The organism is Thalassotalea fusca (assembly GCF_053485835.1).
Map to the genome: position 1 here is coordinate 16,232 of NZ_JBQRUN010000020.1, position 19,785 is coordinate 36,016.

Here is a 19,785-nt window from a genome sequence, read left to right on the forward strand (position 1 = left end):
GTTAGTTTGCTCCTTCATTTGATAAAGACGCCATTAATTGCAATGTTTCTATTCCTTTACCTGAGGCCAACACTTCTGCAGCAAGCTGGGCGGCAGCGGTTAAACTTTCAGCACGTTTGTGCAAATATAGCAGCGCTGCGCAGTTAATAATGACTGCAGCGTTATGTGCAGGTTTTCCCTTGCCAGCCAAAATGGCCTTGATGATATTGGCGTTTTCCTCTGGTGTGCCGCCTTTAATATCATCTAAAGAATATCGCGATAAACCAAAATCTTCAGGTGATATCGAATGTTCAAACATGTCGTCGCCATTAATTTCGGTAACAGTCGTGGCACCATGTAAGGCAATTTCATCTAAGCCACTACCATGAACCACCCAAGCGCGTGTGACACCTGTAAGCATTAAGCTTTGGGCCAATACTGGGATTAATGTTGGCGTGTAAACACCCAATAACATCGTGCTAGGTTTTGCTGGATTTACCAGTGGACCAAGAATGTTAAACAAGGTTCGAATACCCATGGCTTTGCGCACTGGGGCTGCATGTTTAAATCCCGGATGATAGGCAGGGGCATACAGGAAACATAAATTAGACTTTGTTAAACAATGAGCTGCTGTTTCTGGTGACATCGTTAAGTTGACGCCTAGTGCTTCAAGTAGATCGGCTGAACCAGACATACTCGAAACGCTGCGATTACCATGTTTGGCCATTTTAAGGCCACAGGCTGCGGCTAGAATTGCAGCGGTGGTTGAAATATTAATTGTATTGGCGCCGTCACCACCTGTGCCAACACAGTCAGTTACTTCAAATGGCAAAGTAGGGAACGATGTTGAATAGTTTCGTATTGCAATAGCGGCACCAGCGATTTCTTCAGGTGACTCGCCTTTAATTTTCAATGCGGTCAAAACGGATGATAAAAGTACAGGTTCGACATTGCCTTTGATCATGTCCGTAAAAAATGCTTCTGACTGGGACTGTGCCAGACTTTGACCTTCAACTAGCTGAGAAAGAATTGTGCTCATTAGATCATCTCCTTGGTCTGTTGCTGTGCATTTTCATGTGCTGCTAAATACTTAACGCTTTGCGCTAATAAATTACTGCCATAAGTCGTTAAAATTGATTCAGGGTGAAATTGAAACCCGAGAATGTTATCCCGATTATGCACTACCGCCATCGGAAGTGTGGTGTGCTCGTCAATTTCATATGCAGCGATAACATTGATATCATCTGGCACCATTGTAGCAACCAACGAATGGTATCGAGCAATGGGTAATGGATTGGCAATGCCTTCAAATGCTCCTGTTTGGCAATGGGTAATATTAGATGCTTTACCATGAACGATCTCGGGCGCACGACCGATGGTGCCGCCGTAATGCGCAATAAGCGCCTGATGGCCTAAACAAATGCCTAATATTGGATATTTGCCTGCCGCTCTGGCGATAACTTCCATTAAACTACCAGCGCTTTGCGGCGTTCCTGGACCCGGTGAAAGTACTATAAGTACTGGTGTGTCACATGACTCAATTTGTGACATGATAAAGTCAGCAGATAACGTATTTCGATAAATCACTAACTCATAGCCAAGGACTTGAAACTCATCAACTAAGTTATAGGTAAACGAATCCAGATTATCAATCATGTAAATTTTGGGTTTAGCTGCCGAACTGGGCATATTTGATGTGGAGTTCATCACTTTGCTCCTTCTCGTTTCTCAGCAATTATTGATTCAGACAATTGAATGGCGCTGATAACCGCTTGCGCTTTTTGTCTGGTCTCATTGGCCTCAGCCTGTGGATTCGAGTCATATACAACCCCAGCGCCAGCCTGAATAAATGCAGTTCGATTTTTAACAAACGCAGAGCGAATTACGATACAAGTATCCATATCTCCTGAACCGGTTAAGTATCCCACTGCACCACCATAGCTTCCACGGCGTTTACCTTCGAACTGACGAATTAGCTCAGTCGCTCTTACTTTGGGCGCTCCGGACAATGTGCCCATATTCATACACGCTTGATAGGCGTGCAGGGCATCCAATTCATCTGCCAACGTACCGCAGACGCGTGATACTAAATGCATGACATGGGAATAGCGGTCGACCTTAAGTAAGTCTGCCACATGTCGAGTTCCTGCTTTTGATACCCGTGCAATATCATTCCGTGCGAGATCCACTAACATAATATGTTCAGCGAGCTCTTTTTGATCTTGTCGCAAGTCTAGCTCTAAACGGCTGTCTAAATCTGGTGAAAACTCGCCATTTGCGGTAAAGCCACGTGGGCGAGTGCCTGCGATAGGATACACTTCTACCTGACGATTAGTGTGCTGGAATTTAAGTGCAGATTCTGGTGATGCTCCAAACATACAGAATTCACGATCTTGTAAATAGAACATATACGGACTAGGGTTGCTGCGTTTTAATGCCGCATAGGCCGCGAACGTATCTGTGCAGGGTAACGAAAACGTGCGAGAGGGCACGACTTGAAAAATGTCACCGGCTTTGATGTGCTCTTTTAATTGTTCTACTGTTTGGCAAAAGTCTTCGTCACTCACATCCACCGACACGGTTAAATTATCATGATTGTGTTTGGCATTGATTAAAGCGTCAGCTGAGTTTTTGTCTACGTCAGCTGAAAAGTTTGCCATGAACGTTTTAATCTCCGACAATCGACGACTAATTTCAAAGTAACACTTTTGTTGTTCTGAGCCGCTAAATACGTTACCAACGATCTCGGATGAGCGCTTTTCATGATCGATAATTACTAAGGTTTCGGCGAGGTAATAGACATAGTCAGGACAGGTGTTTTCGCCATTGCTAACAGCAGGTAGGACTTCACTCATTGACATCATGTCAAACGCAAAAGTGCCACCTAGGAATATACCAAAGTCATGCTGGTCGTCATTTTGAAGTTGTAAAAAAGTGCGCAGTGCCGAAAATTGATTAGTAGCTAACAAACGTGAACGTTCGTCCAGTTCATTGTTCACAGGATGAAATGTCGCAGTAAATCCTTTTTGCAAAATCGTAATTTCAGCGTGCTGCGTTATTTTATCTTTCACAAATTCAAGTGCAGCTTCACCGTTTGTGGTCAAAGGTTCAAAAGTAACTTTGTTCCCATTACATTCGATGCGCGCGGCGGCATCAACAAGTAGCAGACTCTTGAGTTCATGCTTTTTGTCGATTTCCGCAGACTCTAGCAAAAGAGCATTAGCTTGTCCTTTGGTTAAGTGTTGGAATACAGCCAGTGGATCACTTTGATATTTGGCGCTTCCTGATAGCGTGTTCACCGCACCAGGCGTCAAATTACTTTGGGCAAACATTGATTTCATAGCGTTTTTCCTGCTGCCTTAACAAATGGCGTGATATCGGCCATTAATTGAGTGAAATCTTCTTCAGTTAATGCTTGGTGACCGTCTGATAATGCTTCTTTAGGATTCAAGTGTGATTCAACAATAATACCATCGGCACCTACAGCAGCCGCTGCTCTTGATAATGGGTTAATCAACGATTTAACGCCTGTACCGTGAGAAGGGTCAACAAGCACAGGTAAGTGAGTCTTTTGCTTGAGCAGTGCGACAGCGTTCAGATCAAGCGTATTACGCGTTGCTGTTTCAAAGGTTCTAATACCACGTTCACATAAAATGACGTTGGGGTTGCCTGCGTTGATAATATATTCAGCGGCAAGCAATAACTCTTCAATTGTTGCGCTCATGCCGCGCTTTAGTAATACGGGCTTATCTTGAGCACCTACAGCTTCAAGCAAACGAAAGTTTTGCATATTGCGCGCGCCAATTTGATAACAGTCGATATAATCATACATCAGCTGCGCATCACTAGGATCGATGATTTCTGAAACAACAGGCATTTTGAATTCTTGTTTAGCCGCTTTAAGTAAAGCCAATCCTTCTTCGCCGAGTCCTTGAAAGCTATATGGTGAAGTACGTGGTTTGAATGCGCCACCACGAAGAAGCGGGACGTTGTGCTCTGACAGCATTTTTGACACGCCAAAAAGCTGCTCCTGTGATTCAACAGAGCAAGGACCAGCAATAACGGTAAATTTGTTTCCGCCAACTTTTACTCCATCTATAGACACGATAGTGTCGTGAGATTGTAGCTCTCGGCTAACTAATTTGTATGGGCTAAGAATGGGTTTGACATTATCTACCATGGGGTAGCTGTCGAGATGGAGTTTTCGAAGCACACGTTCATCGCCTAATGCGCCAATTACGGTGCGCTCGATACCTGGCATGTACAGCGGTTTTAGGCCAAGTTCTGCAATTTTGTTTAGTATTTCTTGTGCGTCCTGCTCTGACGCCTGTGGTTTCAGTACTATGATCATTGTCGTTATCCTAAATTTGTTCGGTTATTGATTGTCATCCGGCATAAATTGGCTGAAGCCACCAGATGAACCAACTTTTCACTCTTGTTGTTAGCATCGTTTATCTCTTTACAATTAAGTTCTTATGAAAAAATAACAGCCACAAAACGCAAAAACCCGCTTGAAATAAGCGGGTTTTCTCGAAATTTTTTGCAGCTATAGCAAACCATCACAACCCACTTACGTAGAGTTATGCCACCACCAAATTAATGAATTAGTTGTAATTACTTGTATCATTCTGTCTGTTACCAAAGTAAAATTAGTTTGCTTTAAACTCGTATAGAAGACCTTATTATGCCTCGGATGTCAACCGCTAATTTAGACAACCTTTTAGAAAAGCGCGTTGATCTGCACAGTCATACAAATTGCTCTGACGGCGGCTTATCGCCTGAAACCTTGGTCGACAGGGCGGTGAACTTTCAACTTGATGTATTAGCAATTACCGATCACGATACAGTTTCTGCATTAGATATTGCACAAAGTTATATAGATGACAATCAGTTACCGCTTACCTTAGTACCGGGAATTGAGATTTCTACACTCTGGCAGAATTTTGAGATTCATGTTGTTGGATTAAATATTGATAGCAAAAATCAGGCGCTTAGTGAACTGATAGCAAGTCAACAGAACTCACGTGATGAACGTGCAAAAGAAATCGGCATTAAACTGGAAAAATGTGGATTAAGCGGTGTCTACGAGCAAGCGTTATTGCGGGCTGGAGAAGGATCAGTCACACGTGCGCATTTTGCCAAAGTTATGGTTGAACAAGGTCATGTTAGCAAAATGCAAGCAGCATTCGACAAATATATTGGCAAAGGAAAACGCGCTTATGTCAAACCTAAGTGGTGTTCGATAGCGGATGCTGTATCAACTATTCATAAAGCGGGAGGTGTCGCGGTACTGGCGCACCCTATTCGTTACGATTTGTCCGCTAAATGGCTAAGACGGCTGATTGTCGATTTTAGCGAAGCCTCAGGCGATGGCTTGGAAATAGTATTACCACAAATGAACAACGAACAACGTCAACGCATGCTAAACTATTGTCAAGAGTATCAATTATTAGCATCACTTGGTTCAGACTTTCATTATCCCAGCAAGTGGAGTGATCTTGGCAGAAATTTAAAACTGCCCAACAATTGTGAACCAATTTGGTCTGCTTGGCATTAATTTCAAATATTTAGGAATACTCAATGAGTCAGTTTTTTTACGTTCACCCAGATAACCCTCAGGGACGATTGATGAAGCAAGCCGCTGAAATGGTGCATCAAGGGGGCGTTATCGTTTATCCAACTGAATCTGGCTATGCTTTAGGTTGCCATATTGGTGACAAAAAGGCGCTAGAGCGAATATGTGGTATTCGTAATATCGACAAAGATCATAATTTCACTTTAGTATGCAGAGATCTATCTGAGCTGTCTGTTTATGCCAGTGTCGACAATACGGCCTTTCGTGCAATCAAAAACAACACACCAGGGCCATACACCTTTATTTTTAAAGGGACAAAAGAAGTGCCCAAGCGTCTGCTAAATGCGAAAAAGCGTACCATAGGCATTCGTATTCCTGAAAATACGATTGCGCAGGCTTTGTTGGAAGCGATTGAAGAGCCGCTTATGTCTACAACCTTGATTATGCCGGGCGAAGAACACGCCGAATACGACCCAGAACACATTCGAGACATTTTGGAGCATCAGGTCGACTTAATTATTCATGGTGGTCACTTAGGCGAGAAGCCAACCACTGTAGTTGACTATTCTGATGGTGAAGCCAGTATTATTCGCATTGGGCAAGGCGATCCAACACCATTTGAATAAGACCAAATTTGATGGATAAAAGTATTAAAAGTGCAAATGTCATGCAAGGGGAAATGCAACAGCAACCCCTACCGCTTGCTTTTATCCATGGCGAAGCTGTTGTTGAAAAACCTCAAGACTTATTTATTCCGCCAGACGCACTTGAAGTCATACTTGAATCGTTCGAAGGACCTCTCGATTTACTGCTGTATTTAATTCGTAAACAAAAGTTCGATATTCTCAATCTGCCGATTGCGCCGATCACTGAGCAATACATGACATACGTAGAATTAATGAAGGAATCTAAATTAGATCTAGCCACTGAGTATTTAGTAATGGCGGCAATTTTAGCAGAGATAAAATCGCGTTTGTTATTACCTAAACAAACGGTGGAAGAGGACGAAGAAGATCCGCGCGCCGAGCTTGTGAAGCGCCTTCAGGAATATGAAATAATAAAAGCGGCGGCAGAAGGATTAGATGAATTGCCGCGCATGGAGCGAGATATATATTTGGCTAGTGCTGAGTTACCTGAGAATTTTCAAGCGCGGGTAATTGATACGCAAGTTGATTTAGTTGAGTTAGTTACCGCCTTTCAGGCGGTACTAAAACGGGCGCAGGCGTATGAACACCACCATATTGCGCGAGAGGTGTTGTCTACTCGTGAGCGAATGTCACAGATTATCACGTATTTGTCTGGGCGAAATGATGAAAATTTTAGCTCGTTTGAGTCTCTGTTTAGTGTCGATGAGGGCAAGCAAGGTGTGGTGGTGTCATTTTTAGCCATTTTAGAATTGTTAAAAGAATCAATAATAGAAGTCGTGCAAGCCGAAGTTTTTGGTAGAATACACGTACGTTTGGCCAAAGACGCATCACTGTAATGAAAACTTTGCCTTATGAACAATTAAAACAACTGTTGGAAGCGGCTATTTTTACCGCGGGCAAGCCGATGTCAGTTGCTCGATTGAAATCTACAGTATTGGCTAATTACCGTGTGAATTATCGAGTGATTAATCAAGCGCTTGATGAGTTGGTTGAAGAATACAAACCGCGTGGTGTTAATCTGATGCAGGTAGGTTCTGGCTTTCGCTTTCAGGCGATTAGTGCGTTTGCTGAAGACATTGCTATGATGTTTGAAGAAAAAGCACCGAGATACTCTAGAGCGCTGTTAGAAACGTTAGCGTTAATCGCCTATCGCCAACCGATAACACGTGGTGAAATAGAAGATATTCGTGGCGTTGCGGTTAGCAGCCATATAACGAAAACACTATTAGAACGTGATTGGATTCACGTTGTAGGTCACAAGGAAGTGCCCGGTCGTCCGGCTATGTATGCGACGACTACGGCTTTTTTAGATTACTTTTCTTTAAAGTCACTGGCACAGTTACCAGAACTGTTGCCTATTATTGAGTCTTCATCCGAAAATGAAGACATAACTCAACAAAATGAGACAGAGACTAGCGATGTTAATGCGTGATGTTACTGACGTAAGAGAGTTTAAGACCTATGTCTGAAAAATTACAAAAAGTCCTTGCCCGAGCAGGCAAAGGCTCACGCCGCGAAATGGAAGCGGTAATAAGTGAAGGAAGAGTGAGTGTTGACGGCAAAACGGCCTACTTAGGCGATCGTGTTGAAGGTACTGAGCAAATTCGAATTGACGGTCATATAGTGTCGCTGCAATCACAAGCGGATGAAGTTTGTCGTGTGCTGATGTACAACAAGCCTGAAGGCGAAATGTGTACGCGAAAAGACCCAGAAGGACGACCAACGGTATTTGATCGCTTGCCAAAGCTCGAATCTGGCCGTTGGATTGCAGTAGGTCGACTAGACATTAATACCTCTGGTATGTTGCTGTTCACAACAGATGGTGAGTTGGCGAATAGATTGATGCATCCATCACGTAAAGTGGAACGTGAATATGCGGTACGTGTTTTTGGTGAAGTTGATGAAGCAATGCTTCAACGTTTGCGTCATGGTGTAAAGCTTGAAGATGGGCCTGCAAAGTTCCAGAAGATCATGTATCGTGGTGGAGAAGGGCGTAACCATTGGTTCCATGTGGTGCTTTCCGAAGGGCGAAACCGAGAAGTACGTCGACTTTGGGAAAGTCAGGAAGTACAGGTTAGCCGTTTGATCCGTGTTCGTTATGGTGATTTAGAGCTAAAACGCCAGTTGCCTGTAGGTGGCTGGGTTGAGTTAGGTTTGAAAGATGTAAACTACTATCGTAAATTAGTAGAGCTTAAGCCTGAAACGAACAGTAAGGTGAAAGTTGATGAGAAGGCAATTGATAATGCCAAGAGCCGACGTATCAGACGGTCCGTAAAAAAACATCAGCATCGCCAGAAGCAAACTACACGTAGAAGACGCTCGTAGAGAGCACCCAGTTATCAAGCAGTTCCCATGGGAGTACCATTGCAGTTTATTTATATTCAAGACTATGAAGCACTAAAGGATATATGTGCAAAGTTGTCGCAAGCGGAGGTCATCGCTGTTGACACTGAATTTGTGCGAACCAGAACTTTGTATCCCAAACTTGGCTTGATACAGGTTTGTGATGGTCAGCATGTGATATTAATTGACCCGTTGGCGTTGCTTGATTTATCACCATTTTGGCGATTAATTGAAGATCCTTCTATTGTCAAAGTCTTGCATGCGTGTTCTGAAGATCTCGAAGTATTTTTAACGGTCGCTAATTGCCGACCGCAAAATCTAATCGATAGCCAAATTATGATGGCGTTTTTAGGGCATGGTTTATCTGTAGGCTATGCAGCGATGGTCAAACACTTTTTGGATATTGATCTCGATAAATCAGACTCTAGAACAGATTGGACAAAGCGCCCACTGACTGACAGCCAGCTAATATATGCACAAGCTGATGTCATTCACCTTATTCAAATTTATCCGAAATTACTGGCTGAAATTGAACAAACGCCTTGGTTGCAAGCAGTAAAGCAAGAGTCCGCTTTGATGATCGAGAAAAAGTTTACTCCACTTGATGAATCAACCTTATATTACAACGTGAAAATGAGTTGGCGTTTAAATCCCAAACAACTTAATGCGTTGAAACATTTGGCCATATGGCGCTATGAGCAAGCGAAGAAAAAAAATCTCCCAATTGGATTTATTGCCAAAGATAATACCTTAATTGGTGTTGCACAACGTTTACCTACGAACATGGCTGCGATGTTTTCTATAGAAGGTGCTGAACAACTAGACATTAAGCATAAAGGCAAGATAATGTTGTCGGTACTGCAAAAGGCCAGTAAAGTGCCTGAGGAAGAATATCCAAGCCGTATAACGCGTTTGGATGAATATCCTGGATACAAGCAAGTATTTAAACGGATAAAAAGTTTCGTTCAGAAAGCGGCAAAACAACATGACTTGCTGCCTGAAAATATGGCGTCTAAAAAGCAAATTAATCAGTTTTTGACTTGGCACTATAAACTTAACGGTCAAACTGATAATCAAGAACAGATTGATTTGCTAAGAGATTGGCGCTTCGAGCTTGTAGGGGAGCGATTGCTGCTTTCAGCGCAAAATAATTTTTCAACACTCTAGCCTTAGTGAGGTCGTAGCGTTTCATCCGTTACGACCCACAGCCATCCTAAGTTGTCACTTACAAAACGTTACGAATTTGCATAACAAAAGGTGGTCAACAATTTCAAATGGTCGTGTTATATTGTTGGCAGAACTTATTCTTCTAATTTCATAGGTCTCCATTATGCTATGTTCCGTATATAAAAGTAGTCGAAAAGCCGACACTTACCTTTTTATTAATAAACGTGATGATTTTTCACAAGTACCTGAAGCATTACTCAAGATGTTTGGTACACCGATTTTGGTGACGATCATTAATCTTGCCAACAAGACTAAGCTTGGAATGGCAGATTTAGAAAAAGTGAAAGCAAGTTTGAGTGACGAGGGCTTTTACTTGCAGTTGCCACCACCAAAAGAAGATTTACTCAAAACTCACAGAACACAACTAGCAAATAATAACGAATTAAGTGATTAGGTGATAAGTCGTATGTTGAATATCAAACGTAGTATTGTCTGTTTATTATCGGCTTCATTGTTAACAAGTGCAGCATGGGCGGAATCTCCAAGTAAACACGTAGAAAAACCCACCTTTGAAGAGTATGTGGCAACACTTAAGAGTGAAGCGGCTGAGAAAGGCTATGAGCAGACATTTATTGAGAATAGCTTCAAGAACGTCACTTTTCACAAACGCGCAGTAAAAGCAGATCGCAATCAACCTGAGTTTGTCGAAACCCTTGATACATATCTACCTAAACGCGTTCCTGAGTGGAAGGTGAAACGTGCAAGGGCTATGTACAAAGAACATTTTGAATTATTAAACCAAGTGGGCGAAGCGTATGGCGTGCAGCCAAGATTCATCGTTGCATTGTGGGGATTAGAAACCAATTTCGGTAAAATCATGGGCAATTATAATGTGATTTCTGCATTAACCACATTGGCTTATGAAGGGCGTCGTGAAGCATTCTTTAAGAAGCAACTTTGGGCTGCGTTACAAATTCTTGACGAAGGCCATATTGCTATTGAAGACATGAAAGGGTCATGGGCTGGCGCTATGGGACAAAATCAATTTATGCCAACCTCATTCCTTAGTTATGCCGTAGATGGTAACAATGATGGTAAAAAGGATATCTGGACAGATCAAGCTGATGTATTCGCATCTATGGCTAATTATCTGAAAAAAGAAGGTTGGAACGATGCACTAACATGGGGCCGTCAGGTGAAGCTGCCAGAAGGGTTTGATACATCTCTTGCTATCCCTAAAAATACTGGTGGTCGGTCTAATTGGTTGAAAGCTTGGGAAAAAACTGAAAAGTCCTTGGCTGAGTGGCAAGAACTCGGTATTAGGCGTATGGATGGTCGCGATTTGCCAAGTGTAGATATAAAAGCAGCATTAGTATTTCCGGATGACGCCAATGGTAGGGTTTACTTAGCTTACAATAACTACAAAAGCTTAATGCATTGGAATTTGTCGTATTACTTTGTTAGCTCTGTTGGACACTTGTCTGATAGAATTAAGTATCCGGCAGTAAAATAGGCAAAGCAGTACCATGGTTGAACAAGCCCAACCTTTTTGGCAATCAAAAACACTTGAACAAATGACTCGCAGTGAATGGGAGTCATTGTGCGATGGATGCGCCAAATGTTGCTTACACAAGTTTATCGACGATGAACAGGTGTCAGATGAGGACGAGCTAAAACCTACTGATGTTATGCATGATGGCGAGCAAATGGTGTATTCTAATATTGCCTGTCATCTGCTCAACGATAAAACCTGTGCCTGTACGCAATACAGTCAACGCACCAAGTTGGTACCAGATTGCGTACAGTTAACACAAGATAACCTTGATGACGTATTTTTTATGCCTCCTAGCTGCACATATCGTCGGCTAAGAGAAGGCAGAGGGCTACCATCTTGGCATCCATTGCTCCACAAAGGCAAGAAATCAGCGATGCACCGCGCTGGCATGTCAGTCCGTGGTAAAGTAGTTAAAGATAATGAAGTGGACTTAGAGTTTTTCGAAGACTATATCGTTGTTTGGCCACTTGATGATATCGATTAACCCTGCTAAATAAGCTCGATTACCCTTCTAAATAAGCAATTCCTGAATTTTGCTGGTTTGCTTGTCTGCTACTTTGTGATAAAAGTATCTCTATAACAATAATTTGTGCTGATGTACTCACCTTGAGGTAGCGCAAAAACGATAATTAGCTATGGCTCCCTATATTTCATGGGAAGTCCATTTGCTGTGTCGTTTTTACATTACAGGGGGTTAAATGATAATTGGCATACCGAAAGAATCCTTACGCAGCGAACGTCGTGTCGCTTGTTCACCATCATCTGTTAAACAACTCATTTCTTTAGGGTTTGAAATTCAAATTCAAAAAGGCGCGGGCGAAAGTGCCAGCTTTCATGACGAAGCTTATCAAAAAGCAGGAGCTAGTATTGTCACCAAGAAAAAGTGCCTAGCGAGCGATATAGTCATTAAGGTTAATGCGCCTACTGAAGCAGAAATAGAGCAAATGAGCGAAGGCGCGTATTTGATTTCTTTTATCGCGCCAGCACAAAATGAAGTGTTATTAAACTTACTCAAAGATAAATCGATTACCACGCTGGCGATGGATATGGTTCCGCGTATGACGCGCTCTCAATCGCTTGATGCACTAAGTTCAATGGCAAATATTGCGGGCTATCGAGCAGTAGTAGAGGCGTCAAATGTGTTTGGTCGTTTCTTTACTGGGCAGATGACGGCAGCAGGTAACGTGCCTCCCGCTAAAGTCTTAATAATTGGTGCAGGTGTAGCTGGTCTCTCGGCTATCGGCACTGCAAGTAGCATGGGGGCGATTGTCAGGGCATTTGATACTAGGCCCGAAGTTCAGGAACAAATTGAGAGCATGGGCGCTGAATTTTTGGTGCTAGATTATCAGGAGCCTGAAAACCAGGCATCAAACGATGGTTATGCGAAAGAAATGAGTCAGGCATTTATTGATGCAGAAATGGCGCTATTTCTTGAGCAAGCAAAGGATGTCGATATTATTGTTACAACCGCGATGATCCCGGGCAAACCAGCACCTAAGTTAATTACTGCCGAAATGGTAGAAGCGATGAAACCTGGTAGTGTCATTGTCGATTTAGCCGCTGCTGGTGGAGGAAATTGCGAACTTACGGTGGCGGGTAAGAGCCACCAGCATCAGGGAGTAACAATCATTGGTTATACCGATTTAGTGTCTCGTTTGCCAAATCAGTCTTCTCAACTGTATGGCAACAACTTAGCTAACTTATTCAAGCTAATTTGTCCCGAGAAAAATGGTGAGATAGTGCTAGATCTTGACGATGACGTAATTCGCCACATGACCGTGGTCGACAAAGCGGACATCGTTTTTCCACCACCTCCTATCACGGTGTCTGCGCAGGCACCAGCTCAACCTGCACCAAACGTTAAAGCACACGAAGAAATAGAAACTCCAAAAGTGGAATCTTCACCGATTTTTAATTTGAAAAATTTGTTGTGGGCCCTAGCAGCGGTGTTTTACTTTTGGCTGGCCAGTGTCGCGCCAGAAGAATTTTTCGAACACATTACGGTATTCGTGCTTGCATGTGTGGTGGGCTATCACGTGGTTTGGAACGTATCACATTCTTTGCATACGCCACTCATGAGTGTGACGAATGCCATTTCGGGCATCATCATCGTTGGCGCATTATTGCAAGTGGGTAATGGTAGTTTTGTTGTGCAGTTGTTTGCGGCTATCGCGATTTTAATTGCGTCGATTAATATATTTGGTGGCTTTTATGTCACTAAACGTATGTTAACAATGTTTAGGAAGTAGGAGCGTCTATGGAAACTTATTCTGGCGTGTTAAACGGCGCTTATTTAGTTGCTGCATTATTATTCGTTTTCAGTTTGTCTGGGTTAAGTAAGCAAGAAAGTGCACAGCGAGGAAACTGGTTTGGCATTATAGGTATGACGATCGCACTGGTTGCCACTTTGCTCGATCATAGAATTGCAAACGTTCCATTGATAATGGCGATGATGGTCATAGGTGGTTTTGTTGGCATCCGATTGGCCAAGCGCGTTGAAATGACGCAAATGCCAGAACTTGTTGCTATTTTGCACAGCTTTGTTGGCTTGGCCGCGGTTTTCGTCGGTTACAATAGTTTACTTGAAATGAATGCCCATTCTCTCGGTGGATTTCATCCCGTTAGTGATACGCTTGTAGCTATTCATTTGACAGAGATCTTTCTTGGCGTATTTATCGGCGCCGTCACGTTTACGGGGTCTGTCGTTGCATTTGGTAAATTAAGTGGAAAGCTAAATTCCGCAGCATTAATGCTGCCCCACCGTCATCAACTCAATGCCAGTGTGTGCCTGATTTCAATTTTGTTAATGATCTATTTTGTGCAATCTAACGGTGTGATGTTTGCCATCGTGATTATGACTGTACTAGCATTACTATTTGGCTGGCATTTAGTGGCCTCTATCGGTGGTGCTGATATGCCGGTGGTGGTTTCTATGCTTAACTCATATTCAGGTTGGGCTGCGGCTGCGGCGGGTTTTATGTTGAGTAATGATTTGTTGATTATCACAGGCGCATTGGTTGGCTCATCTGGTGCGATTTTATCTTATATCATGTGTAAAGCGATGAATCGTTCATTCATCAGTGTTATAGCTGGCGGCTTTGGTACAGAGGTCGAAGTAGATAACGATAAGGACTACGGAACACATGTAGAGGTACATGCTGCTGACGTGGCTGACATGTTGAAAAACGCTAAGAACGTCATTATAACACCGGGTTATGGTATGGCTGTCGCGCAGGCTCAGTATCCTGTTCGAGAATTAACCGAGAAGTTAAAATCACTGGGCGTTAATGTACGTTTTGGTATTCACCCTGTAGCCGGGCGTTTGCCTGGGCATATGAACGTGCTGCTTGCCGAAGCAAAAGTGCCATATGACATTGTATTGGGGATGGAAGAAATCAACGATGATTTCTCAGACACTGATGTTGTGTTAGTTATCGGTGCAAATGACACGGTAAACCCAGCAGCAAGCGAAGACCCTAAGAGTCCAATTGCAGGCATGCCTGTGCTTGAAGTTTGGAATGCCAAACAGGTTGTTGTATTCAAACGTTCGATGAGCACTGGCTATGCTGGTGTGCAAAATCCTCTATTTTTCAAAGACAATAGTTGCATGCTATTTGGTGATGCAAAATCTTCAATTGAAGCAGTGCTAGTTGAATTAGTGCACGATGAATAGCGTTAACTAGTTGGTGTTAACTAGTTGGTGTTAACTAGTTGGTGTTAACTAGTTGGTGTTAACTAGTTAGTGTTATCTATATTAATAACCAATTGCTCAGTATGTGAGTAATTGGTTATTTTCATATTGAGTAATCAATAGGTTAGTATTTCGTAAAGCGTTTCAGATTTTAAATTCCTTAGAGGTGTATGTTGATAGAACAATGGGTTGGCCTAATTAACGGCTATTTATGGGGCGATATACTCATTTACTTGCTTACGGGATGTGGTATCTGGTTTACCTTTCGTTTAAGAGCGCTTCAACTATTTAAATTTGGGCATATGTTTGCTTTGCTCCGAAATAGTCGCCAAGAAAGTAGCCAAGGCATTTCATCATTTCAGGCGCTATGTACATCGCTAGCAGCAAGGGTAGGAACTGGAAACCTGATGGGGGTTGCAGTAGCCATCTCGCTAGGTGGAGCCGGTGCGGTATTTTGGATGTGGGTAATTGCTTTTGTTGGTATGGCGACAGCTTTTGCGGAAAGTGCGCTAGGGCAGTTATACAAAGAGCGAGATGAGCAAGGGCAGTTTAGAGGCGGGCCCGCTTATTATATGCGTAAAGGGCTGAACAGTAAGTTTCTCGCGGTTACATTCTCGCTTTGTTTGTTCTTTGGTTATGGCTTTGTCTTTAGTTCTGTTCAGGCTAATTCTATCACCGACGCGTTTCATGGCTCATTTGGTATTGCGCCGATATACACGGGGGTGATTATTACTATACTGGCAGGTATCATTATTTTTGGCGGACTGCGCAAAATTGCACGCTTTGCCGAACTTACCGTTCCTTTTATGGGGATCTCGTATTTCGTTGTTTGTCTAATTGTTATTGCTATGAATATTCAGGCGATTCCCGCGATCGTTCAAGATATCGTATTTTCAGCGCTAGGCCTTAAAGAGGCTGCAGGAGGCGTAGTCGGTGCAGCGATTGTACAAGGCGTTAAGCGGGGACTGTATTCTAATGAAGCTGGCATGGGAAGTGCGCCAAATGTTGCAGCTGCGGCAACACCAAATCCAAATCACCCAGCATCACAGGGATTTATTCAGATGATAGCGGTATTTTTCGATACTATTGTCATTTGTTCTTGTACAGCATTCTTAATACTGCTTTCTCCACAATTAACGGGCGAAATTCAAGGGATTCAACTGACGCAACAAGCGATGGTTGCACAAGTGGGGGATTGGGGAAGTATTTTCGTTTCATTGGCGATCATGTTATTTGCTTTCACGTCAATTGTTGCCAATTTTGCTTATGCAGACACGAACCTAAAATATCTGAATTTAGATGGAAAGGCTGGGCATTTGTTTTTACGTGTAGGCTTTTTAGTGGCCTTACTGTTTGGTTCAGTGGCGACTTTGCCTCAAGTTATTGCATTAGCAGATCTGTCGACAGGATTAATGACAGTCGTGAATGTCACAGCGTTGTTTTTGCTCAGCAAGGTCGTTGTCAACATTGCGCGAGACTATCAAACTCAGCAAGTCGCTGGAAAAATTCCGGAGTATAGCGTGAGTAACGTTGAGCGAGAAAAATTGGGATTAACCCCAGGTATTTGGGATAAATAGTCAAAAAAAGCGTTATTTTGTGTGTTTGTTCGCTCATATCGCTAAATTTTGATTTAGTGCGAATGTAATTCTCGCTATAATCGCGCCCAAATAAATTAAAGGGTCTCAACATGAGTGTAGATGCGGCAGGATTATCTCAGCCACTATTAGAAGCAGTAAAATCGATGGGCTACAAGCAGCTGACGCCTATCCAGCAGCGAGCAATGCCAATCATTAAGAAAGGGGAAGACCTACTTGCAAGCGCACAAACAGGGACGGGGAAAACTGCTGCGTTCATGTTGCCTTTAATTGATAAGTTACTGAGAAAAAATGATAGCAATCTATTTAGTACGTTAATTTTAACTCCCACCCGTGAGCTGGCGCAGCAAGTTGCAGAAAACATAACACAATTTACTCAGTTTACGTCATTAACAAGCGGGGTTATTTACGGTGGTGTGAATATGCCAGGCCAAACTAAAATGTTGCGCCAAGGCGTCAATATTCTAGTTGCTACCCCTGGTAGGTTGTTAGAGCATATGACGTTACAACATGTGAACCTTTCTCAAGTAAGAACTGTGGTGTTAGATGAAGCTGATCGTATGTTGGATATGGGCTTTCTCAATGATATTGAACGTATTTTTTCTACGATTAAACACCAACACCAAACCCTGATGTTTTCGGCGACATATTCAAACAAAGTGAAAGGATTGGCCAAACAAGTATTGCATACCCCTAGAACAGTTGAAGTTGCAAAACAAAACGCGACCTCTGGGAAGGTAAAACAGCTTGTCTATCGTGTAAGTGAATCACGCAAACGTGAACTTTTGTCAGAGCTTATAGGCGTAAATAATTGGCAGCAAGTGTTGGTTTTTGCAGGCACCAAAGAGAGCGCTAATATTCTCGCTAAGGAATTAAAATTAGATGGTATAAAAGCGGCACTTTGTCACGGTGATAAATCACAAGGTGCTAGAAATAAAGCGTTAGCTGATTTTGCTGAAGGTAAAGTGCGTGTCCTGGTAGCCACTGATGTAGCGGCACGAGGTTTAGATATTGAAGATTTGCAATACGTTGTAAATTTCCATTTACCTTTTTTAGCCGAAGATTACGTGCACCGTATCGGGAGAACGGGGCGTGCTGGTAAATCTGGTACCGCAGTGTCTTTAGTTAGCCCTAAAGATGAAAAGTTCTTAGGTAATATTGAAGCATTGATTGGTCGACGTTTTGATTATGTTACTGTGCCTGGGTATGAGTTTGATCCGCAGGCGGATGCCAAACAGAATGCCGAAACAACAAAAACATCCAAGAATCGTTATCGAACTATACAAGAGAAAAATCAAGCTTTAGCGAAGAAGCGAGCTGCTGGTAATAAGTCTAGCAGCGCGAAATCGGGGCAAGTTAAAAAGACCAAAAAAGTAAAAGCAAAAGGAAAGCGTAAATAGATGCGTGATGGAACAATTACTTTTAAATACTAAGGAAATTGTAGCTAGTGGCTTACCAGTTAATTGAAAGCCCATTTAACTATCGCAATCTTTGTTGGTTTTGCGGCGAACCAAAGTCTACAGAATTTTGTATGCCTCATGACCAACATTTAATTGTCCAATGCGTTCACGGCGAGCTTGCCGTACCTAGTTGTCGAGAATGTCATACGTTTGCATATAAAGCAGAAGCTGATGATATCTGGGGTGTGGCGCAATATGTTAAACAGCAATTGCTCAGAGTGTATCGCAAGGATTTAGCTATTGGCGTCAATTGGACGCCTGAAGAATTGGCAAATAGTCAATTCGAAGGCGGGAATTTTGAATCATTTCAGCGTAGTGCGTGGTTCATGTACGAAGTTGCTCGAGATAGAGTAAACTTTCGCGGTTGGTCAGTTGTTATTGCAGGGATCACCTTGTCACCGCCAGACACCATGCCCAACTTCGTATTTGATGGTGTCGTTTATCCAACGATTAATGACGCTATTGAGCATTATGCAAATGCGTTTTATCTTTCAAAGCATTTCTTACGGCAAACAGTGGCAACCATTGGCGCCGAAAAGTTTTCACAAGCGGTCAGGTTTTGCCGTTTATTGATAGATGCTACGCCAGATGAGCGCACGTTGGCGCTCAAAGCGTTAAAGCAAGAAAGTTGAATATTGTCCAACACGCTCTAAACAATACTAAGCTGTCGGTTACGCTCTAGCTTTCTTTGGTAAAGTACCGTATCTGCTCGGTCAAATAATGTATGTTCCGAATCATCTCTTTTCATGAACGTAGCACCAATACTCGAAGATACATTATATTTTGCTAGTAATGGATCTTGTGCAATTGCTAATTTTAAACGGTTTTCAATAATAACCAGGCTATTTTCGCTGGCATTTTCAACGATGATAGCAAATTCATCACCACCAAAGCGAAAACAACTGTCGGAATCACGAATACTTGACTGCAATGCTAGGGCGAAATGCGTTAGCACTAAGTCGCCAATCTTATGTCCGTAGGTATCGTTAATCTCTTTGAATCTATCTAAATCGCATACCATTAGGCCAACTTTAGTTAAGTGACGATTTGCTGAATGAATAGCACGCTTGATTTGTTGATCAAATGATCTGCGATTACCCAGTTCAGTTAACCCGTCCTGTAGCGCTAATGTTAATGCCTCTTGGTAGCGCAAGGCGTTATTGATAGGGTGAAGCAAGTAGTCGTGCAGTGATTGTAATACCGCATGACTTTTTAAGCTCATCGGCTTGTTCAAGCTGTATGTTAGGGTACCTAAAAAACGATTGTTAAGCTTAAGTTCAAAAAGGCGTTCTTTTCGGCCTGATTTGAAATGGCTTGAAGAGGTAATTATTGTCCCTTTTTTAAATGTAATGCCTGACACGTCAATTAAATCAGCAATCTCCGTTGCAAAAGTATCCAAAATGCTTTCTAGCGTTAGGCATGATTGCAAGCGCTCCATAAGCGATAACTTACGTTGCTCAACTTGCGTCGTACTTTTTTCATACAAACGAAATGCGTTAAATTCGCTTGAAGGAGTTTCGATTAAATTAAGTGTCTGCATATGTATACCTGTCTTGCTTGGCTCGGAGCTATTGATGCAATAGCTGTGCCGAAATTTGTGTTTTATAAAGGCTGTAGATAACTATTTGATTTGGTTAAATACTTGGCTATGCCCGATAAATGCGGGCGTAGCCAAAAAAATGACAGGCAAAGAAATTCATAATTCTTCATGAATATTTTAGACAAGAGTGGGATTAGCAGGCATAGTTATTAGTGTGATATTTTTATCAAGAT

Annotated in this window: 19 protein-coding genes; 14 read left to right on the forward strand and 5 right to left on the reverse strand. The window is 42.5% G+C overall.

The features are described from left to right. Position 1 precedes the first annotated feature (1 nt). The 4 genes from trpD to aroF are packed head-to-tail and all read right to left on the reverse strand — an operon-like array spanning position 2 to position 4,330. Positions 2-1,018, reverse strand: coding sequence for an anthranilate phosphoribosyltransferase (gene trpD / locus ACSLUK_RS17460; protein ID WP_448550076.1), 1,017 nt, complete (start codon positions 1,016-1,018; stop codon positions 2-4). Continuing rightward, on the reverse strand, positions 1,018-1,686 hold the full coding sequence (locus ACSLUK_RS17465) for an aminodeoxychorismate/anthranilate synthase component II (RefSeq protein ID WP_448550077.1): 669 nt from the start codon (positions 1,684-1,686) through the stop codon (positions 1,018-1,020). The genes trpD and ACSLUK_RS17465 overlap by 1 nt, the downstream gene beginning before the upstream one ends. Beyond that, positions 1,686-3,320 (reverse strand): anthranilate synthase component 1, encoded by a 1,635-nt coding sequence (locus ACSLUK_RS17470; RefSeq protein ID WP_448550078.1) that lies wholly within the window; start codon positions 3,318-3,320, stop codon positions 1,686-1,688. Before ACSLUK_RS17470 ends, ACSLUK_RS17465 begins: the two co-directional genes overlap by 1 nt. Next, positions 3,317-4,330 (reverse strand): 3-deoxy-7-phosphoheptulonate synthase, encoded by a 1,014-nt coding sequence (aroF, locus tag ACSLUK_RS17475; protein WP_448550079.1) that lies wholly within the window; start codon positions 4,328-4,330, stop codon positions 3,317-3,319. The genes ACSLUK_RS17470 and aroF overlap by 4 nt, the downstream gene beginning before the upstream one ends. A 333-nt stretch (positions 4,331-4,663) precedes the next feature. Between aroF and rnm the strand changes: the two genes are divergently transcribed. The 14 genes from rnm (at position 4,664) to ACSLUK_RS17545 (ending at position 18,644) form a co-directional block, all read left to right on the forward strand. Then, a complete protein-coding gene (gene rnm, locus ACSLUK_RS17480) occupies positions 4,664-5,536 on the forward strand; it encodes an RNase RNM (protein WP_448550080.1) in 873 nt (290 codons plus the stop codon). Positions 5,537-5,559: 23 nt separating this feature from the next. After that, a complete protein-coding gene (locus ACSLUK_RS17485) occupies positions 5,560-6,180 on the forward strand; it encodes an L-threonylcarbamoyladenylate synthase (RefSeq protein ID WP_448550081.1) in 621 nt (206 codons plus the stop codon). Between the two features lie 11 nt (positions 6,181-6,191). After that, positions 6,192-7,037, forward strand: a complete 846-nt coding sequence (locus ACSLUK_RS17490; protein ID WP_448550082.1) for a segregation and condensation protein A — start codon at positions 6,192-6,194, stop codon at positions 7,035-7,037. Beyond that, the gene (gene scpB / locus ACSLUK_RS17495) at positions 7,037-7,633 is read left to right on the forward strand and encodes an SMC-Scp complex subunit ScpB (RefSeq protein WP_448550083.1); all 597 of its coding nucleotides are present in this window, start codon (positions 7,037-7,039) and stop codon (positions 7,631-7,633) included. Before ACSLUK_RS17490 ends, scpB begins: the two co-directional genes overlap by 1 nt. Before the next feature lie 29 nt (positions 7,634-7,662). Further along, positions 7,663-8,526 (forward strand): 23S rRNA pseudouridine(2605) synthase RluB, encoded by an 864-nt coding sequence (gene rluB / locus ACSLUK_RS17500; RefSeq protein WP_448550084.1) that lies wholly within the window; start codon positions 7,663-7,665, stop codon positions 8,524-8,526. Positions 8,527-8,553: 27 nt separating this feature from the next. Continuing rightward, positions 8,554-9,711 carry a ribonuclease D gene (gene rnd, locus ACSLUK_RS17505; protein WP_448550085.1) on the forward strand — a complete coding sequence of 386 codons (1,158 nt, stop codon included), beginning with the start codon at positions 8,554-8,556 and terminating at the stop codon, positions 9,709-9,711. A 163-nt stretch (positions 9,712-9,874) separates the two neighbouring features. After that, on the forward strand, positions 9,875-10,165 hold the full coding sequence (locus ACSLUK_RS17510; protein ID WP_448550086.1) for a YcgL domain-containing protein: 291 nt from the start codon (positions 9,875-9,877) through the stop codon (positions 10,163-10,165). 12 nt (positions 10,166-10,177) lie between these two features. Beyond that, entirely contained in the window at positions 10,178-11,224 is a 1,047-nt protein-coding gene (locus ACSLUK_RS17515; RefSeq protein WP_448550087.1) for a lytic murein transglycosylase, read from the forward strand. 13 nt (positions 11,225-11,237) lie between these two features. Further along, entirely contained in the window at positions 11,238-11,750 is a 513-nt protein-coding gene (locus ACSLUK_RS17520) for a YcgN family cysteine cluster protein (RefSeq protein ID WP_448550088.1), read from the forward strand. 214 nt (positions 11,751-11,964) lie between these two features. After that, positions 11,965-13,515, forward strand: coding sequence for a Re/Si-specific NAD(P)(+) transhydrogenase subunit alpha (locus tag ACSLUK_RS17525; protein WP_448550089.1), 1,551 nt, complete (start codon positions 11,965-11,967; stop codon positions 13,513-13,515). An 8-nt stretch (positions 13,516-13,523) separates the two neighbouring features. Continuing rightward, positions 13,524-14,939, forward strand: coding sequence for a Re/Si-specific NAD(P)(+) transhydrogenase subunit beta (gene pntB / locus ACSLUK_RS17530; RefSeq protein ID WP_448550090.1), 1,416 nt, complete (start codon positions 13,524-13,526; stop codon positions 14,937-14,939). 191 nt (positions 14,940-15,130) lie between these two features. Beyond that, the gene (locus ACSLUK_RS17535; protein WP_448550118.1) at positions 15,131-16,534 is read left to right on the forward strand and encodes an alanine/glycine:cation symporter family protein; all 1,404 of its coding nucleotides are present in this window, start codon (positions 15,131-15,133) and stop codon (positions 16,532-16,534) included. A 110-nt stretch (positions 16,535-16,644) separates the two neighbouring features. Continuing rightward, complete coding sequence (locus ACSLUK_RS17540; RefSeq protein WP_448550091.1) at positions 16,645-17,952, forward strand: DEAD/DEAH box helicase; 1,308 nt, start codon at positions 16,645-16,647, stop codon at positions 17,950-17,952. Between the two features lie 47 nt (positions 17,953-17,999). Further along, on the forward strand, positions 18,000-18,644 hold the full coding sequence (locus ACSLUK_RS17545) for a hypothetical protein (protein WP_448550092.1): 645 nt from the start codon (positions 18,000-18,002) through the stop codon (positions 18,642-18,644). Positions 18,645-18,661: 17 nt separating this feature from the next. On the opposite strand, the gene ACSLUK_RS17550 is transcribed toward ACSLUK_RS17545, so the two are convergent. Then, complete coding sequence (locus ACSLUK_RS17550) at positions 18,662-19,552, reverse strand: GGDEF domain-containing protein (protein ID WP_448550093.1); 891 nt, start codon at positions 19,550-19,552, stop codon at positions 18,662-18,664. Between the last annotated feature and the right edge of the window lie 233 nt (positions 19,553-19,785).

Coding starts and splice junctions, on each gene's coding strand:
- ACSLUK_RS17470 (WP_448550078.1), bottom strand. CDS start 3,320: ATGAAATCAATGTTTGCCCAAAGTAATTTGACGCCTGGTGCGGTGAAC.
- scpB (WP_448550083.1), top strand. CDS start 7,037: ATGAAAACTTTGCCTTATGAACAATTAAAACAACTGTTGGAAGCGGCT.
- ACSLUK_RS17510 (WP_448550086.1), top strand. CDS start 9,875: ATGCTATGTTCCGTATATAAAAGTAGTCGAAAAGCCGACACTTACCTT.
- aroF (WP_448550079.1), bottom strand. CDS start 4,330: ATGATCATAGTACTGAAACCACAGGCGTCAGAGCAGGACGCACAAGAA.
- ACSLUK_RS17520 (WP_448550088.1), top strand. CDS start 11,238: ATGGTTGAACAAGCCCAACCTTTTTGGCAATCAAAAACACTTGAACAA.
- rluB (WP_448550084.1), top strand. CDS start 7,663: ATGTCTGAAAAATTACAAAAAGTCCTTGCCCGAGCAGGCAAAGGCTCA.
- ACSLUK_RS17465 (WP_448550077.1), bottom strand. CDS start 1,686: ATGAACTCCACATCAAATATGCCCAGTTCGGCAGCTAAACCCAAAATT.
- pntB (WP_448550090.1), top strand. CDS start 13,524: ATGGAAACTTATTCTGGCGTGTTAAACGGCGCTTATTTAGTTGCTGCA.
- ACSLUK_RS17485 (WP_448550081.1), top strand. CDS start 5,560: ATGAGTCAGTTTTTTTACGTTCACCCAGATAACCCTCAGGGACGATTG.
- rnm (WP_448550080.1), top strand. CDS start 4,664: ATGCCTCGGATGTCAACCGCTAATTTAGACAACCTTTTAGAAAAGCGC.
- trpD (WP_448550076.1), bottom strand. CDS start 1,018: ATGAGCACAATTCTTTCTCAGCTAGTTGAAGGTCAAAGTCTGGCACAG.
- ACSLUK_RS17515 (WP_448550087.1), top strand. CDS start 10,178: ATGTTGAATATCAAACGTAGTATTGTCTGTTTATTATCGGCTTCATTG.
- ACSLUK_RS17525 (WP_448550089.1), top strand. CDS start 11,965: ATGATAATTGGCATACCGAAAGAATCCTTACGCAGCGAACGTCGTGTC.
- ACSLUK_RS17550 (WP_448550093.1), bottom strand. CDS start 19,552: ATGCAGACACTTAATTTAATCGAAACTCCTTCAAGCGAATTTAACGCA.
- ACSLUK_RS17540 (WP_448550091.1), top strand. CDS start 16,645: ATGAGTGTAGATGCGGCAGGATTATCTCAGCCACTATTAGAAGCAGTA.
- ACSLUK_RS17490 (WP_448550082.1), top strand. CDS start 6,192: ATGGATAAAAGTATTAAAAGTGCAAATGTCATGCAAGGGGAAATGCAA.
- rnd (WP_448550085.1), top strand. CDS start 8,554: ATGGGAGTACCATTGCAGTTTATTTATATTCAAGACTATGAAGCACTA.